This is a genomic window from Tersicoccus phoenicis, from assembly GCF_001968835.1.
In the GTDB taxonomy this organism is placed as follows: domain Bacteria; phylum Actinomycetota; class Actinomycetes; order Actinomycetales; family Micrococcaceae; genus Tersicoccus; species Tersicoccus phoenicis.
The window spans coordinates 14,842-31,532 of record NZ_MRDE01000075.1 but is presented as its reverse complement, the minus strand read 5'-3'; the positions used below and the strand labels follow the sequence as shown (position 1 = coordinate 31,532).

Genomic DNA, 16,691 nt, shown 5'->3' with positions numbered 1-16,691 from the left:
CGCGACATCGTCAGCTGCCCGAGTCGCCCCGGCCGGTCTCGCCCTGCAGCCGGTCGATGTGCTCGGAGGCCTGCGCCTTGGTCAGGTCCGCCGGCAGTTCCTCCCCGGCCTGCCGAGCCAGAGTGTCGAGGTAGCTGCGCTGAGCACCGGTCATCGGTTCGTCCCCGGTCACCCACTGCCCGGGGTCCTTCTCCGTGGTGCCCGGCTGCGGGGTGCTCGCACCGAGGGTGGGCCGGTCACCGCCGCTACCGGTGTCGTCGGACCCTCCGGCTGCGGGCAGGTTCTGCTCGGGCTGGTTCGTCTGTTCGCTCATGCGGGCCAGCGTAGCCCCGACCACCGACACTCCCGCTGGGTCACAAGTTCGTAACGACGCGCCGTCGATTCCTCGCAGGAGGCATCGGGGAGGCAAGACCCCACTACTGTGGTGCCACATGTGAGGCACACCACGTACCGCTCGGTAGGGTAGTGTGACCGTCAGCCCGGGGCAGTGTGTTGCGGGTCACTCTTAGAATCCATGAGGGAGGCGGAATGCGTGTAGCGCGTATTTCCAAAATGGTGGGGGCGGCTGCGATCGCGGCGCTCGTGCTCAGTGCCTGCGGTGGCAACACCGGCGGAGGAAGCAACTCCGCGTCAGGCTCGGCGGCTAGTGGCGGCGGCCAGATCACGGTCGCCGAGGTGAACGGCTTCAGTTCGTTCAACCAGTCCACGGCCACCGGCAACTCGGACATCAACGGCAAGATCTGGTTGGCCACGCACTCGGGCTTCAACTACATCGACAACAACCTCAAGATCGTCAAGAACGAGAAGTTCGGCAAGTACGAGAAGGTCTCGGACAACCCGCTGACGATCAAGTACACGATCAACGACGGGGTCAAGTGGTCCGACGGCACGCCGGTCACCGCCGACGACTACGTCCTCGCCTGGGCGGTCTACTCCGGCTACTACGACGACGCCACGTACGACGACTCCGGCAAGGTCACCAAGGGCAGCCAGTACTTCACCTACGCGGGCAGCACCACCGGCCTGAACAAGTCGACGTTCCCCGAGGTCAGCAGCGACAACAAGTCCTTCACGATCAACTACACGACGCCGTATGCGGACTGGGAGACGGCGTTCAGCGGACCCGAGGTTCCCGCGAACGTCGTCGCCAAGAAGGGCGGCCTGGCCGACGCCAAGGCGCTGACGAACCTGATGAAGGGCATGTCCAAGGGTGATCCGGCCAAGCCCGTCGCCACCAACGCGCAGCTGAAGAAGGTGGCGGACTTCTACAACAAGGGCTTCGACACCACCACGCTGCCGTCCGATCCGAGTCTCTACCTCTCCAACGGTCCGTTCGTCGTCTCCGCGGTGACCGAGAACCAGTCGGTGACCCTGAAGAAGAACCCCGACTACACCTGGGGCAACATCCCGAAGGTCGACACCATCGTGATGCGCACCATCGGTGACACCCAGGCGCAGATCCAGGCCCTGCAGAACGGCGAGGTGGACATCGCCGCCCCGCAGGCGTCGGCGGACACGCTCACCGCACTGGACAACATCCAGGGTGTGCAGGTGCAGAAGGGCGACCAGTTGGCGTTCGACCACGTCGACATCAACCAGTACGGCACCTTCAAGGACAAGACCCTGCGCGAGGCGTTCATGAAGACGATCCCGCGCAAGGCGATCCTCGACGCGATCATCACCAAGATGAAGCCCGACGCCAAGGTGCTCGACTCCTACCTCTTCGTGCCGGCCCAGGAGGGCTACGCCAAGTCGGTGGAGAACAACGGGTCGAAGAAGTTCCAGGACGTCGACATCGCGGGCGCCAAGAAGCTGCTCGCCGGACGGACCCCGACCGTCCGCATCATGTACAGCAAGGACAACCCGAACCGGGTCGACGCCTACACGCTGATCGCCAAGTCCGCCACCGAGGCCGGCTTCAAGGTGGTCAACAACGGTGCGCCGGCGAACCAGTGGAGCAGCAAACTCGGTGACGGGTCATACGACGTGACGATCTTCGGCTGGATCCAGCCGGGTGTCGGCGTCTCCGGTGTGCCGCAGCTGTACGGTACCGGGCAGTCCTCGAACTTCAGCAAGTTCTCCAACCCGGAGGCCGACAAGCTGATGGCCGAACTGGTGACGACCACCGACCCGGCGAAGCAAGAGGCGCTGCAGGTGCAGATCGACAAGCTGATCTGGGACTCCATGTACGGGCCGCCGCTGTTCCAGAGCGTCGGCGTGGAAGCGTTCAGCAGCCGGGTGACCGGTGGCGTGAACTACCAGCCCAACCAGTACGGCGTCTGGTGGGACGTGTGGGACTGGGCGGTCAAGTAGGCCGCCAGTAGTTCGACACCGCTCGAGGTTGCCGGATGCACAGAGGCACCAGGACTGAAGTCTGTCCTGGTGCCTCTGTCCGCAACCGACGGTGATTCCCCTTCCGGTCGGTGGACTCGAGCTACCGACGACGCGACACCCTCCCCACCGGCCATCCCGGTCTGACCTCGAAGGTCTCGATGTTCCCCTACATCCTCCGGCGCCTGTTTGCCGCAGTGCTGATCCTGCTCGGCGCCTCGTTCCTCGTCTACCTGCTGATGGCGTACTTCGGCGGCGATCCCCTGGCGGAGCTGCGCGCCAGCAACAGTCCCACCCGAGAAGCGCAGATGAACGCGGTCAAGCAGCAGCTGCAGCTCGACGTGCCGCCGGTGCTGCGCTACTTCCTGTGGCTCGGTGGTGCCGTCAAGTGCGTCCTGCCCAGCGCCTGCGACCTCGGCGCCAACATCAAGGGCCAGGAGGTGACCGGCCTGCTGGGCTCAGCCGCCGGCAACACGCTGCAGTTCGTCACCGTCGCGTTCCTCCTCGCCATCGTGATCGGTGTCACCGTCGGTATCGTCACGGCCCTGCGCCAGTACAGCGGGCTGGACTACACCGTCACGTTCGTCACGTTCCTCTTCTTCTCCCTGCCCGTGTTCTGGGTCGCGGTGCTCCTGAAGGAATTCGGCGCCATCGGTTTCAACAACTTCCTCGCCAGTCCCACCATCTCCGTCACGACGACGGTGGTGCTGGCCGTGCTGATGGGAGTGTTGTGGTACCTGATCATCCCGGGCTCCTGGAAGCGACGGCTGATCGCCTTCGTCGTCGCGGCCGTCGCGACCGCCGCGATCCTCACGGTCCTGGTGGTCACCGACTGGTTCGCCAACCCCGGCATCGGACCGGTGATGATCGCGCTGTGCGCGTTCGGCCTGGCCATCGGGTTCACCGCCCTGGTCGCCGGACTGCGCAACCGCCGCGCCCTGATCGCAGCCCTGATCACCGCGGCGATCGGCGTCGTGTCCTACTTCGTCGTCCAGCCGATCCTCAACGCCAACGGCAACCTGCCGACGGTGCTCATGCTCGGCGCCGCGGCGATCGTCATCGCTCTCGTGATCGGCTGGTTCGCGGGCGGCTACGACCGGGCCCAGAACATGCGCGCGGCCGTCCTGACCGCGTTCGTCACCTCGGGACTGGTGCTCATCGACCGGTTCATGCAGTCCTGGCCGGCCTACTACAACTCACCGCTGGTGCACGGCCGCCCGGTTGCCACCATCGGGTCCCAGACGCCGAACCTGAACGGCGACTTCTGGTTCACCGGCCTGGACAAGTACACCCACCTGCTGCTGCCCACGATCGCGCTCATCCTCATCTCCCTGGCGTCCTACACCCGGTTCTCCCGGGCCTCGATGCTCGAGGTGATGAACCAGGACTACGTGCGCACCGCGCGGGCCAAGGGCGTGAACGAACGCAGCGTCGTCGTCCGACACGCCTTCCGCAACGCCCTCATCCCGCTGGCCACCGTGGTCGCCGCTGATCTGGGCGCCCTGATCGGTGGCGCCGTCATCACCGAACGGGTGTTCTCGTTCACGGGCATGGGCACGCTGTTCATCGACGGGATCCTCCGCAGCGACCCCAACCCGGTGATGGCGGTGTTCATCATCGTCGGTATCACCACCGTGCTGTTCAACCTGCTCGCCGACATCGCCTACTCCCTGCTCGACCCGAGGGTGAGGCTGACGTGATTCGCGCCGCCCACCGGGCGTGGGCCACCGGCACGACGCAGGCCACCAGAAGACCATCACCAAGGATTTCCTCATGAGCCGCACCGAGACGCAGACCCCTCCGGACCGCACCGAGAACCCGGTTCCCGCCGAGGAGGCCACCAAGGGCCTGAGCCAGGGCCGGATCGTGGCCAAGAAGTTCCTCGCTCACACCGCCGCGGTCGCCTCGATCGTCGTCTTCCTGATCATCGTCGTGCTCGCGGTGACCTCCCAGGGCATCGGACCCATCCCCGGCTGGTGGCGTTACAGCTACACCGACACCCCCGAACTGGTGAACGGCGGCGCCCCGACGTGGCAGTTGCCGTTCGCGTTCGGCGAGCACCCCTTCGGGCAGGACCGGGTCGGCCGCGACCTGTTCGCCATGACCATGCGCGGCACCCAGATCTCGCTGTTCATCATGTTCACCATCGGCATCCTGGCGGGTCTGATCGGCATCATGGTCGGCTCCCTCGCCGGCTTCTTCCGCGGCTGGGTGGAGGCGGTGCTGATGCGGCTGACCGACGTCTTCATCGTGATCCCGACGCTGATCGCCGCGGCCATCGTGGGCCGGGCCGGCGGCCAGAACGGCGTGCTCGTCCTCGGCGTCTTCCTCGGTCTGGTCACCTGGATGCTGCTGGGCCGACTGGTGCGGGCCGAGTTCCTGTCCCTGCGGGAGCGGGAGTTCGTGGACGCCGCCCGGATCGCCGGCGCGTCCAACGCCCGGATCATCTTCAAGCACATCCTGCCGAACACGGTCGGCGTCATCACCGTCAACCTGACGCTGCTGATGAGCGCCGCCATCCTCACCGAGACGGCGCTGAGCTACCTCGGTCTCGGCGTCCGGGCGCCCGATATCTCGCTGGGTTCGCTGATCAGCCAGAACCAGGCCGCGTTCGCCACCCGGCCGTGGCTGTTCTGGTGGCCGGGCCTGTTCATCGTGGTGATCTGTCTGTGCATCAACTTCATCGGCGACGGCCTGCGGGACGCCTTCGACCCGCGGCAGAAGAAGTTCTCCCTGCGGACGATCAAGCGACTGGGGGCGGCGGCCATGCTCAGCGGCCAATCGTCCACCGGGGCCTTCGGCCAGTACGCGATCGGCACCCGGACGGCGGTCGAGGAGCTCCAACGAGAAGCCATCGACGACAACCGTTCGCTCAGTTCAACGTCCCGAAGCGAACGGGATGCCGCCGAGGACGAGCGGTCCTCGATCCTGTACCAGTCCAACCCGGGCGAGGGTGGCCAGAACACGCGGCTCGAGCTGGACGACGACGGCCCGGCACCACGGCGGCGGCGTGACCGCGGGGACGGCGGGCAATGAGCGCGGCAGGCTCAGCCGCTGAGCACGACGACGGTCGCCACCGCGAGCGCGACGGCGGTCGTGACGGTCAGCGGATGCCACCGCACCTCGACGGCGGTCGCGTCCGCGGAGCCGAGATCGATGCGACCGTCCTCGGCGAGGCGCTCCCAGTGCCGGCGGACCAGCAGAGCCGCGGCGCCGGAGTGCGACTGGGTGGGGTCGCCCGGCCGGATCGAACGCACCGAGTCGTAGGTCCGTTCGGGCAGCCCGGTCACGTCCTGCCGGTTCGCCCACATCACGGTGTGCCGGCCCGGCGCCGGGGCGGCGAGGGCGGTCACGCGGCGGTGCGGGGTCACCAGGGTCAGGGCGTACTTGGTGTCGACGTCGATCAGTGCCGCCCAGGGCACGCTCACGGTGCGGAACACGTTGCGCACCAGCACCCGGGCGTCGTCGACGGTCACGGACGGGCGCCACAGGGCGAACCAGCCCGCGGTCGCCAGGTCGACGGCGATGATCGCGAGCTTGGCCCCGGTACCGGCATCCCCGCCGGCCGCGGCGGAGCCCAGCATCAGGGCGGCCACCGCCCAGGCGCCGATCGCCATCCACCGGCTGGTGCCGGCCTTGAAGGTCGTCATCTGCCCATCGTTCCAGCATCCGCCGCTGCCACCCACCCGGGGCGCGCGGAGCACGAAGGTCAGGCGGAGCGGCGCCCGGCGTCGTCCGCCGGTCGCCAGGTAGGTCAAGAAGGGAAACACCGATGAGTCACGTAGCCCAGTCCGCGGGAATCCCGTCCGACGGCGGGGGCCGCGGCGGCACCCTGCTGTCCGTGCGGGACCTGAACATCAGCTTCGGCGTGGAGAAGAAACTCGTGCCCGCCGTCATCGACTCGAACTTCGACGTGGCGCGCGGGGAGGTGCTCGCGATCGTCGGCGAGTCGGGTTCGGGCAAGTCGACCACGGCGATGGCGTTGCTGGACCTGCTGCCGGTCAACGCCGTCGTACGCGGCAGTGTGAACCTGTCCGGGCGGGAGCTGCTGGGGGGGTCCCGGCAGGCCCTGCGGCAGGTGCGCGGGTCCGAGATCGCGGTCATCTTCCAGGAACCGATGACGGCGCTGAACCCGGTGTTCACCGTGGGCAACCAGATCGTCGAGACCGTCCGTCTGCACAACGAGGTGTCACCGAAGCAGGCGGCGGCGCGCGCCCTCGAGATGCTCGAACTGGTGGAGATGCCGGACCCGCGGAAGGCGTTCGACTCGTACCCGCACCAGCTCTCGGGCGGCCAGCGGCAGCGTGCGATGATCGCCCAGTCGCTCTCCTGTGATCCGAAGCTGCTGCTCGCCGACGAGCCGACCACCGCCCTGGACGTCACGGTGCAGGCCGAGATCCTCGACCTGATGCGCAACCTCAAGGACAAGCTGGATTCCGGGATCATCCTGATCACCCACGACATGGGGGTGGTGGCCGACCTGGCCGACCGGATCATGGTGATGAAGGACGGCCGCACCGTCGAGTCAGGGTCCGCGAGCCAGGTCTTCCACGACCCCCAGCACCCGTACACGCAGGAACTGCTGGCCGCGGTGCCGCACCTGGGCACCGCGGGCGGGCAGGACATCGACCTGCTCGCCGCGCTCACCGGCTCAGCGCACGTCGACGTCGGTGACGCGTCGGTCGCCGTCCAGCTGGCCGAACGGGAGCAGGAGAACCAGCGGGCCCTGGCCGAGGCGGAGCGGATCGCCGCGGCGGAGGCGGAGCGGCTGCGCGGCGTGGCGCCGGTGCTGGACCTGCGCGGCGTCGCCATCGAGTACCCCAAGCACGGCCGGGTGCCCGCGTTCCGCGCCGTCACCGACGCCAACCTGTCCATCTACCCCGGCCAGGTCGTCGGGCTGGTGGGGGAGTCCGGGTCGGGCAAGACCACCATCGGCCGCGCGTCCGTCGGCCTTCTGCCGATCGTCGAGGGCACCCTGACCGTGGTGGGGGAGGACATCTCCACCGCGAACCGGCGGCAGCTGCGGGTGCTGCGGAACAAGGTGGGCATGGTGTTCCAGGACCCGTCCTCGTCGCTGAACCCGCGGTTGCCCATCGGGGAGAGCATCGGCGAGCCGCTCTACCTGGCCAAGGAGGCGAAGGGCGCCGATCTGCAGCAGCGGATCGAGTTGCTGCTCGACCAGGTGCAGTTGCCGCGCTCGTACCGCAACCGGTACCCGCACGAGCTCTCCGGCGGTCAGAAGCAGCGCGTCGGCATCGCCCGCGCGCTGGCGCTCAAGCCGGCGCTGATGGTGGCCGACGAGCCGACGTCCGCCCTCGACGTGTCGGTCCAGGCCACGGTGCTGGAGCTGTTCCAGGACCTGCAGCGTGAACTCGGCTTCGCGTGCCTGTTCGTCACCCACGACCTCGCCGTCGTCGACCTGCTGGCGGACCGGATCGTGGTGATGAACCGGGGCCGGATCGTCGAACAGGGCACCCGGGACGAGATCCTGCGCAACCCGCAGGAGGCGTACACGCAGCGGCTGCTGGCCGCCGTGCCGCTGCCGGACCCGGAGAAACAGCGAGAGCGGCGTGAGGTCCGCGCCCAGCTTCTCGCGGCCGGTGCTGAGGAGTAGCGGCGGCGGATTTTCTCTGCTTTCGAGATGCCGCTAGGCTGTGGGGGCTATGCGCCACGTCACAGGCACATGTGAGGGTGGCCCCAGGTGCTCGTCTCAGACGAGAACCTCGCACCGAACCATCGAAGGAGCACAGGAATGCGTCGATCACGCATGTCCAAGACCCTGGGAATCGCCATCGCCGTCACGCTCTCCCTGAGCGCGTGCGGCGGCGGGTCCGGCGGCGGCAGCGCCGCCGGAGGGAGCCCGGATCCGAACAAGGTCATCACGGCATACTCCAATGAGCCGCAGAACCCGCTGCTGCCGGCCAACACCAACGAGGTGTACGGAGGCCGGGTCGTCGAGATGCTCTTCGAGGGCCTCCGCAGCTACGACGCGAACGGCAAGCCGGTCAACGCGCTCGCCGAGAGCATCGACACGACGGACTCCCAGAACTGGACCATCAAGGTCAAGCAGGGCGCCAAGTTCACCAACGGCGAGCCCATCACCGCGAAGACGTTCGTGGACTCCTGGAACTTCGCCGCGTTGAGCACCAACCTGCAGAACAACGGGTACTTCTTCGAGTCCATTCAGGGCTACGACGCGGTCAGTGCCGTGAAGGAGTCGAAGGGGGCCGACGGCAAGACCACGTCCACCCCCGCGCCCACGGCCAAGACGATGTCCGGGCTCACGGCGAAGGACGATTCGACCATCCAGGTCAAGCTGGCCCAGCCCGAAGCGGACTGGTCCCTGCGACTCGGGTACTCGGCGTTCTACCCGCTCCCGCCGGAGGCACTCAAGGACCCGAAGGCGTTCGGCGAGAACCCGGTCGGCAACGGCCCCTACAAGATGGCCAAGGCCACCGGTTCGTGGGTCCACGACCAGTCGCTCTCCCTGGTGAAGAACCCGGATTACACCGGACCGCGCGCGCCCAAGAACGGTGGGATCACGTTCAAGTTCTACACCGATCCCGGGCCGGCCTACACGGACCTCCAGGCGGACAACCTGGATGTGACGGATGTGCTGCCCTCGAACGCGCTCAAGACCTACACGACCGACTTCCAGGACCGGAACGCGTCCAAGCCGGTCGCGGCGAACTCGACCCTGAACATCCCGGGATACAACCCGAACTTCCAGGGCGAGGCCGGCAAGCTGCGTCGTCAGGCGCTCTCGTACGCGATCAACCGTGAGGAGATCGCGAAGGTCGTCTTCAGCGGGACGCGCACGCCGGCGAAGGGCTTCGCGCCGCCGGTGATCGACGGATTCACGGCGGACATCCCGGGCAGCGAGGTGCTGTCCTACGATCCGAACAAGGCCAAGGACCTCTGGGCGCAGGCCGACAAGATCCGTCCGTACGACGCCTCCAAGCCGCTGCTGATCGGGTCGAACACCGACGGCGGCAACAAGGAATGGGTCGACGCGGTCGCGAACAACTTCAAGAACAACCTGGGCATCCAGGCCCAGATCCAGCCGTTCGCGAAGTTCGCCGAGCTTCTGAACCTGCGCAAGTCGCAGAGTCTGCCCGGTCTTGCCCGCGCCGGCTGGCAGGGCGACTACCCGTCCCTGTACAACTTCCTGGGCCCGGTGTGGGCGACGGGGGCCTCCTCCAACTACGAGAAGTACTCGAACCCCCAGTTCGACAAGCTGCTCAAGGAGGGCCTCGCGTCCAAGACCACCGAGGAGGCCAACGCCAAGTTCAACCAGGCACAGGAGATCCTCTTCCAGGACCTGCCGGGCCTGCCGCTCTGGGACCAGAACCGCGCCATCGTGTGGAGCAACAACGTGGTCAAGGCGGAGTCGGGCTGGAACGGCCAGATCCTCTACTACGACATCCAGGCGAAGTAACACCCACCGCTCACTGATCGGTGCCGAGGGCCCGGCCACCGCCGGGCCCTCGGCATTCCCACGGAAGGCTCTGCTGCATGACACGTCCCTCTCCCCGGGACTCGGGAGGACTGCGATGACCCGCTACATCCTCCGACGGCTCCTCCAGGTCATCCCGGTATTCCTCGGGACCACCCTGCTCGTCTACTTCATGGTGTTCGCCCTCCCGGGCGACCCGATCGCTGCCCTCTTCGGGGATCGGCAGCCCCCGCAGGCCGTCATCGACGCGCTGCGGGCCCAGTACAACCTCGATCAACCGTTCTTCGTCCAGTACGGGCTGTTCCTCAAGAGCCTGTTCACGCTGGATCTGGGCGTCGACTTCACCCAGCAGCCGATCGCCGCGACGCTCGCGCGGGTCTTCCCGGTCACCGCGATGCTCGCGATCGAGGCGATCGCGATCCAGGCGATCTTCGGGGTCCTGTTCGGCCTCGTCGCCGGCCTGCGCCGCGGCGGGTTCTTCGACTCGACGGTTCTGGTCGCCTCCCTCGTGGTCATCGCCGTCCCCACCTTCGTGCTCGGCTTCGTCTTCCAGCTCGTCTTCGGCGTGTCCCTGGGCTGGGTCAAACCGACGGTCGGGGGACAGGCGAACTGGGGGAACCTGATTCTGCCGGCCATCGTGCTCGGCCTCGTCTCGTTCGCCTATGTCCTGCGGCTCACCCGTGCCTCGGTGATCGAGAACATGAACGCCGACTACGTGCGCACCGCCACGGCGAAGGGCCTCTCCCGCCCGCGGGTGGTCCTCGCGCACATCCTGCGCAACTCGGCGATCCCCGTCGTGACCTACCTCGGTGCCAACCTCGGCGGCCTGATGGGCGGCGCGATCGTCACCGAGGGAATCTTCAACGTGCCCGGCGTGGGCAACAAGCTCTACCAGGCGACCCTGCGCGGCGAAGGCCCCACCGTCGTCGCGATCGTGAGTGTCCTCGTGCTGGTGTTCGTGCTCGCGAACCTGCTCGTCGACCTCCTGTACGCCTGGCTCGACCCGAGGATCCGCTATGAAGCATGACCGTCTCGACGACCATTTCGTCGCCTCCTTCGACGAGGACGACCTCGGTGACACCGACGCCCTGCGCGTCCAGGACGCACCGCTGAGCCTGTGGAGCGACGCCTGGCGCAAGCTGCGTCGCCGGCCGTTGTTCATCGTCTCCGCCCTGATGATCCTCGCGCTCGTCTTCATCGCGCTATTCCCCGGGGTCTTCACCCAGGTTCCGCCGAACCAGAACTGCCTGCTCGAGAACTCCGAGGCTGGTCCGCGTGCCGGGCACCCGTTCGGCTTCACGTTCCAGGGCTGCGACGTCTACTCGCGGGTCATCTACGGGACCCAGGCGTCGCTGACCGTGGGGGTGCTCGCGGTCCTGTGCGTCCTGGTGATCGGGGTGACGTTCGGAGCGCTCGCCGGTTACTACGGCGGTTGGCTCGATGCGGTGCTGGCGCGCCTGGGCGACATCTTCTTCGCCCTCCCGCTCGTTCTCGGTGCGCTCGTCGTCACCCAGCTCCCGCTGTTCCGCCAGAACCAGAGCGTCTGGACGGTCGTGCTGGTGATCGCTCTGCTCGGCTGGCCACAGATGGCGCGGCTCACCCGGGGTGCCGTGATCGAGGTGCGCAACGCCGACTTCGTCACCGCCGCCCGATCACTCGGGGTCTCGCGCTTCGGGGCGCTGGTGCGGCACGTGCTGCCGAACGCCATCGCACCCGTGATCGTGCTCGCCACGCTCGAGCTGGGCGTGTTCATCGTCGCGGAGGCGACGCTCTCGTTCCTCGGCATCGGGCTGCCCCAGTCCGTCATGTCCTGGGGACACGACATCGCCGCAGCGCAGCAGTCCATCCGCACCAACCCGACGATCCTCATCTACCCGTCCGTGGCCTTGTCGATCTGCGTGCTGAGCTTCATCATGCTCGGCGACGCGGTGCGCGACGCCCTCGACCCGAAGAGCAGGACCCGATGACCGAGAAGACCACCATCACCGCCGACCCGCCCGCCCTCGTCGACGACGAGGATCCGGGTCGGCGCCCGATCCTGCAGATCCGGGATCTCGGTATCACGTTCACGACCGGGGCCGGCGAGGTCCGGGCCGTCCGTGACGCGCACCTGACGATCATGCCCGGGGAGACGCTGGCCATCGTCGGGGAGTCCGGTTCGGGCAAGTCGACGACGGCACTGGCCGCCATCGGCCTGCTGCCCGGCAACGGGCGCGTCACCTCGGGCCAGATCCTGCTCGACGGCGAGGACATCGCCCCGGCGTCGGAACGGCGCATGATCGAGTTGCGCGGCAACACGATCGGCATGGTTCCGCAGGATCCGATGTCGAACCTGAACCCGGTGTGGAAGATCGGCTACCAGGTGCGCGAGACGTTGCGCGCCAACGGCAAGCCGAGCAAGCCGGAGGACATCGCCCGCGTCCTGGCCGACGCGGGTCTGCCCGACTCCGAGCGCCGGGCCAAGCAGTACCCGCACGAGTTCTCCGGCGGCATGCGGCAACGCGCTCTGATCGCCATCGGACTCTCGTGCGCGCCGAAGCTCCTGATCGCGGACGAACCCACCTCCGCCCTGGACGTCACGGTCCAGCGCCGGATCCTCGACCACCTGCAGACCATGACGACCGAGATGGGCACCTCCGTGCTGCTGATCACCCACGACCTGGGGCTCGCCGCCGAGCGGGCCGACAAGGTCGTCGTCATGTATCAGGGCCGTGTGGTCGAGGCGGGTCCGTCGCTGGAGATCCTGCGCAACCCCCTGCACCCCTATACTCGTCGGCTGGTGGCCAAGGCCCCCTCGCTGGCGTCCCGGCGCATCCAGGCGGCGCAGGAGGGCGGGTCGGCGGATCTGCTGACCACCTCGGCGCAGGCGAAGGACCACGCGGCCGCCCGAGCCGAATCCACCGCTGCGGAGGCGGTCGAGTCCGGCGAGCTCCCGGCCGAGGCCGGCGCCGGGGCAGCCGGCGCTGACGCCCTCGTGGTCGCGAACCTGACCAAGGTGTTCCGGCTGCGGACCGGCCTGGGTCGGGGCAGCAACTTCACCGCGGTCGACGACGTCAGCTTCCGCGTGCGCCGCGGTACGACGACGGCGATCGTGGGGGAGTCCGGGTCGGGGAAGTCCACCGTCGCGCAGATGGTGCTCCAGCTGCTCGAACCCACGTCCGGCAGGATCGCGTTCGACGGAGTCGACACGGCCTCGCTGAACCGGAGTCAGCTCTTCGCCTTCCGCCGCCGGGTGCAACCGATCTTCCAGGACCCCTACGGCTCGCTCGACCCGATGTACAACATCTATCGCACCATCGAAGAGCCCCTCCGCACGCACGGCGTCGGAAACCGTGCCTCGCGCGAGTCGAAGGTCCGGGAGCTGCTCGATCAGGTGGCGATGCCACAGTCGGCGATGCAGCGTTACCCGAACGAGCTCTCGGGCGGCCAGCGTCAGCGCATCGCCATCGCCCGTGCCCTCGCCCTCGATCCCGAGGTGATCATCTGCGACGAGGCGGTCTCCGCCCTCGATGTGCTGGTGCAGGCGCAGGTGCTCAACCTTCTCGCCGAACTCCAGGAGCGGCTCGGCCTCACCTACCTGTTCATCACCCACGATCTCGCCGTGGTCCGCCAGATCGCGGACCGCGTGTGCGTCATGGAGAAGGGCAGGCTGGTCGAGACCGGGACCACCGACGAGGTGTTCGACGCGCCGCAGCAGGAGTACACCCGGGCCCTGCTCGACGCGATCCCCGGCGGGAAGCTGCTCCTGCCGCCCGACGCCGCGTAGCCGGTTCTGCCCGAAGCCGAGACTCCTCCAAGCGTGAGTTAGCCGATTTCGCCCGAAACCGACCCCGCTGAGGGCCGAGTTAGCCGGTTTCGCCCGAAAGCCGGGCTCTTTGAGCCTGTCTCTCGGGCGGAACCGGCTAACTCGGGTCATCGCTCAGCGCGGTGAGGCGGGGAAGTCAGCCGGCCGCCGGGAGGACGCCGGCCGCGCGGAGCCGGGTCGCCAGCGGCCCGGCGAGCACGGCGTGTCCCGCGGCGGTCGGATGCACCGCGTCGAGCATGGGTACGGTCCCCGTGTCGAGCAGGTTCCGGGCGGCCACGAACCGGGCGCCCCACGTGGGCGCCGCCGCCTGCAGCGCCCGGTCCACCGCGGCCCGGGAGGACCGGCGTCGTTCGGGCTGTGACGACCCGGAGAGGGGCCCGACGACGACGATGCGGGCGCCCGGCTGGGCCGCCCGCAGGGAGCGGACGAGCTTGCCGGCGGCGGCGGTCACGGTGCCGGGCGGCACCCCGGCGGCCGCGTCGTTGCCCCCGCCTTCGACGACGATCAACGGAAGCGACCCGTGCGGAGGGATCCATCGGGTCGCCAGCGCGCCGGCGTACGCTCCGGTCAACGCCTCCCCGGTGAAGCCCATGCCGGCGGCGACCAGGGCGCACACCTGGTAACCGAGGGAGCGCAGCGCCAGCACGGGCCACGTCGCCGTCGTCGGCACGCCTTTCACCCCCGACGCCTGCGAATCCCCGACCAGGATGGCCGTCCGGGCCGGGTCGGCGACGACGCGCTCCCGCCCACCCGTGTACGGATTGGTGGCCAGCTGGGTGGGCGACCGCTCGCTCGGCTGGCACACCAGGGGCGGGCCGTCCGCGCCGGGGACCTCTGCCGAGGTCCCACCGGACGGGGGGCCGGCCGACGTGGCCGGCCGGTCGGCGGTTGCACGGACAGATTGCGCCCCGGAGATCCCGGACGGCCCCGTTCCACCACCGCAGCCGGTGAGGACGAGCGCGGACACCAGCACGAGGCCGACCGCCCTACCGACTGAAGCCACCGCCCGGGATCCGGCTCGCGTGACAGCGACCACGGCGGGCCCCCCTCTCGCGGGTCTAGAATGGTACGTCGGTACGCCTGCCGCGCCCGGGCGTCGTCACTTTCGTCACTCATTCTTGTCCCCCGGTCAGCTCCGGGGGGATCAACACGTACTTTCACCGAAACGAGTCATCCCGCATGTCTGAGACCGTCACCACTACTCGCGCCGTCCGTGAGGATCTGCGCAACGTCGCCATCGTCGCGCACGTCGACCACGGCAAGACGACGCTGGTGGACGCCATGCTCCGGCAGACCGGTGCCTTCTCCACCCACGGCGAGGTCGCCGACCGGGTGATGGACTCCGGTGATCTGGAGAAGGAGAAGGGGATCACCATCCTCGCCAAGAACACCACGGTGTTCTACAGCGGCCCCGCCGCCAAGGACGAGACCATCACCATCAACGTGATCGACACCCCGGGCCACGCCGATTTCGGTGGCGAGGTGGAGCGGGGCCTGTCGATGGTCGACGGCGTCGTCCTGCTCGTCGACGCCTCGGAGGGTCCGCTGCCGCAGACCCGGTTCGTGCTGCGCAAGGCGCTCGCCGCGAAGCTGCCGGTCATCCTCGTCGTGAACAAGACCGACCGCCCGGACGCCCGGATCTCCGAGGTGGTCAGCGAGTCCATGGACCTGCTCCTGGGCCTGGCCTCGGACCTCGCCGACGAGGTGCCGGACCTGGACCTGGACGCCGTCCTGAATGTGCCCGTCGTCTACGCCGCCGCCAAGGTGGGCGCCGCGTCCCTGGAGCAGCCCGCCAACGGCACCGCGCCGGAGAATCCGGACCTCGAGCCGCTGTTCGCCACCATCGTCGAGCACATCCCGGCGCCGTCCTACGATCCCGAGGCCCCGCTGCAGGCGCACGTGACCAACCTGGACGCCTCCCCGTTCCTCGGCCGCCTCGCCCTGTTGCGCATCTTCAACGGCACCCTGCGCAAGGGCCAGCAGGTCGCCTGGGCCCGCCACACCGGCGAACTGAAGACGGTCAAGGTCACCGAGCTGCTCGCCACCAAGGCGCTCGAGCGGGTCTCCACCGACGCCGCCGGCCCGGGCGAGATCGTCGCCGTCGCCGGCATCGAGGACATCACCATCGGCGAGACGCTGACGGATCTGGAGAACCCGCGGCCGCTGCCGCTGATCACGGTCGACGATCCGGCGATCTCCATGACCATCGGTATCAACACCTCGCCGTTGGCCGGGAAGGTCAAGGGCGCCAAGGTCACCGCCCGGCAGGTCAAGGACCGCCTCGACAAGGAGCTGGTCGGCAACGTCTCCCTGAAGGTGCTGCCGACCGAGCGCCCGGACGCCTGGGAGGTGCAGGGCCGCGGGGAACTGGCCCTGGCCATCCTCGTCGAGCAGATGCGCCGCGAGGGCTTCGAGTTGACCGTCGGCAAACCGCAGGTGGTCACCCGCACGGTCGACGGCAAGGTGCACGAACCGATGGAGCACATGACCATCGACGTGCCCGAGGAGTACCTCGGCGCGGTCACCCAGTTGATGGCCGCCCGCAAGGGCCGGATGGTCAACATGGCCAACCACGGTACCGGCTGGGTCCGGATGGAGTTCATCGTCCCCGCCCGTGGCCTGATCGGCTTCCGCACTCGGTTCCTGACGGACACCCGCGGCGCAGGGATCGCCTCGTCCTACGCGGAGGGCTACGAGCCGTGGGCCGGTGAGATCGAGTACCGCACCAACGGCTCGATGATCGCCGACCGGGCCGGCGTCGTCACCCCGTTCGCGATGATCAACCTGCAGGAGCGCGGCAGCTTCTTCGTCGAGCCGACGTCCGAGGTGTACGAGGGCATGATCGTCGGGGAGAACTCCCGCGCCGACGACATGGACGTGAACATCACCAAGGAGAAGAAGCTCACCAACATGCGCTCCTCCACGGCGGACTCGTTCGAGAACCTCACGCCGCCGCGCCGGCTCACCCTCGAGGAGTCCCTCGAGTTCGCCCGCGAGGACGAGTGCGTGGAGATCACCCCCGCGGCCATCCGGATCCGTAAGGTCATCCTCGACGTCAACGACCGGCTCAAGGCCGCTCGCGCCCGAGCCCGGGCCTGA

The 16,691-nt window shown here is 68.3% G+C and carries 11 protein-coding genes and 1 pseudogene; 9 read left to right on the top strand and 3 right to left on the bottom strand.

Going from position 1 to position 16,691, the window contains the following annotated elements; all coding sequences use genetic code 11:
* Window positions 1–10: 10 nt before the first annotated feature.
* The gene (locus BKD30_RS12880; RefSeq protein ID WP_076705214.1) at window positions 11–313 is read right to left on the bottom strand and encodes a DUF3072 domain-containing protein; all 303 of its coding nucleotides are present in this window, start codon (window positions 311–313) and stop codon (window positions 11–13) included.
* Between the two features lie 362 nt (window positions 314–675).
* Here BKD30_RS12880 and BKD30_RS12875 point away from each other — a divergent pair, with 362 nt between their 5' ends.
* From BKD30_RS12875 to BKD30_RS12865, 3 genes and pseudogenes are all read left to right on the top strand, one after another.
* Window positions 676–2,313 (top strand): ABC transporter family substrate-binding protein, encoded by a 1,638-nt coding sequence (locus tag BKD30_RS12875; protein WP_328586916.1) that lies wholly within the window; start codon window positions 676–678, stop codon window positions 2,311–2,313.
* A gap of 179 nt (window positions 2,314–2,492) precedes the next feature.
* Window positions 2,493–4,031 (top strand): ABC transporter permease, encoded by a 1,539-nt coding sequence (locus tag BKD30_RS12870; protein WP_076705212.1) that lies wholly within the window; start codon window positions 2,493–2,495, stop codon window positions 4,029–4,031.
* Between the two features lie 73 nt (window positions 4,032–4,104).
* Window positions 4,105–5,109 (top strand): annotated as a pseudogene (locus BKD30_RS12865) (ABC transporter permease); the annotation flags it as partial.
* A gap of 269 nt (window positions 5,110–5,378) precedes the next feature.
* Here the strand turns inward: BKD30_RS12865 and BKD30_RS12860 are convergent.
* On the bottom strand, window positions 5,379–5,981 hold the full coding sequence (locus tag BKD30_RS12860; RefSeq protein ID WP_076705211.1) for a PH domain-containing protein: 603 nt from the start codon (window positions 5,979–5,981) through the stop codon (window positions 5,379–5,381).
* Window positions 5,982–6,103: 122 nt separating this feature from the next.
* Here BKD30_RS12860 and BKD30_RS12855 point away from each other — a divergent pair, with 122 nt between their 5' ends.
* The 5 genes from BKD30_RS12855 to BKD30_RS12835 all read left to right on the top strand — a co-directional run bounded on the left by BKD30_RS12855 (window position 6,104) and on the right by BKD30_RS12835 (window position 13,553).
* Window positions 6,104–7,945, top strand: a complete 1,842-nt coding sequence (locus tag BKD30_RS12855) for an ABC transporter ATP-binding protein (protein WP_076705191.1) — start codon at window positions 6,104–6,106, stop codon at window positions 7,943–7,945.
* 138 nt (window positions 7,946–8,083) lie between these two features.
* Window positions 8,084–9,769: a peptide ABC transporter substrate-binding protein gene (locus BKD30_RS12850; protein ID WP_076705189.1), complete on the top strand. Its 1,686-nt coding sequence runs from the start codon at window positions 8,084–8,086 to the stop codon at window positions 9,767–9,769.
* A gap of 115 nt (window positions 9,770–9,884) precedes the next feature.
* Window positions 9,885–10,814 (top strand): ABC transporter permease, encoded by a 930-nt coding sequence (locus BKD30_RS12845; RefSeq protein WP_076705187.1) that lies wholly within the window; start codon window positions 9,885–9,887, stop codon window positions 10,812–10,814.
* On the top strand, window positions 10,804–11,754 hold the full coding sequence (locus tag BKD30_RS12840) for an ABC transporter permease (protein WP_076705185.1): 951 nt from the start codon (window positions 10,804–10,806) through the stop codon (window positions 11,752–11,754). Before BKD30_RS12845 ends, BKD30_RS12840 begins: the two co-directional genes overlap by 11 nt.
* Window positions 11,755–11,768: 14 nt before the next feature.
* Window positions 11,769–13,553, top strand: coding sequence for a dipeptide ABC transporter ATP-binding protein (locus BKD30_RS12835; protein WP_456243294.1), 1,785 nt, complete (start codon window positions 11,769–11,771; stop codon window positions 13,551–13,553).
* A 175-nt stretch (window positions 13,554–13,728) separates the two neighbouring features.
* On the opposite strand, the gene BKD30_RS12830 is transcribed toward BKD30_RS12835, so the two are convergent.
* A complete protein-coding gene (locus BKD30_RS12830; RefSeq protein ID WP_159440581.1) occupies window positions 13,729–14,397 on the bottom strand; it encodes an SGNH/GDSL hydrolase family protein in 669 nt (222 codons plus the stop codon).
* A gap of 374 nt (window positions 14,398–14,771) precedes the next feature.
* Between BKD30_RS12830 and typA the strand changes: the two genes are divergently transcribed.
* A complete protein-coding gene (typA, locus tag BKD30_RS12825) occupies window positions 14,772–16,691 on the top strand; it encodes a translational GTPase TypA (RefSeq protein WP_076705178.1) in 1,920 nt (639 codons plus the stop codon).

Excerpts from the sequence above, each read along its gene's own strand:
- BKD30_RS12880 (WP_076705214.1), bottom strand. The coding sequence starts at position 313 with ATGAGCGAACAGACGAACCAGCCCGAGCAGAACCTGCCCGCAGCCGGA.
- BKD30_RS12870 (WP_076705212.1), top strand. The coding sequence starts at position 2,493 with ATGTTCCCCTACATCCTCCGGCGCCTGTTTGCCGCAGTGCTGATCCTG.
- BKD30_RS12860 (WP_076705211.1), bottom strand. The coding sequence starts at position 5,981 with ATGACGACCTTCAAGGCCGGCACCAGCCGGTGGATGGCGATCGGCGCC.
- BKD30_RS12855 (WP_076705191.1), top strand. The coding sequence starts at position 6,104 with ATGAGTCACGTAGCCCAGTCCGCGGGAATCCCGTCCGACGGCGGGGGC.
- BKD30_RS12850 (WP_076705189.1), top strand. The coding sequence starts at position 8,084 with ATGCGTCGATCACGCATGTCCAAGACCCTGGGAATCGCCATCGCCGTC.
- BKD30_RS12845 (WP_076705187.1), top strand. The coding sequence starts at position 9,885 with ATGACCCGCTACATCCTCCGACGGCTCCTCCAGGTCATCCCGGTATTC.
- BKD30_RS12840 (WP_076705185.1), top strand. The coding sequence starts at position 10,804 with ATGAAGCATGACCGTCTCGACGACCATTTCGTCGCCTCCTTCGACGAG.
- typA (WP_076705178.1), top strand. The coding sequence starts at position 14,772 with ATGTCTGAGACCGTCACCACTACTCGCGCCGTCCGTGAGGATCTGCGC.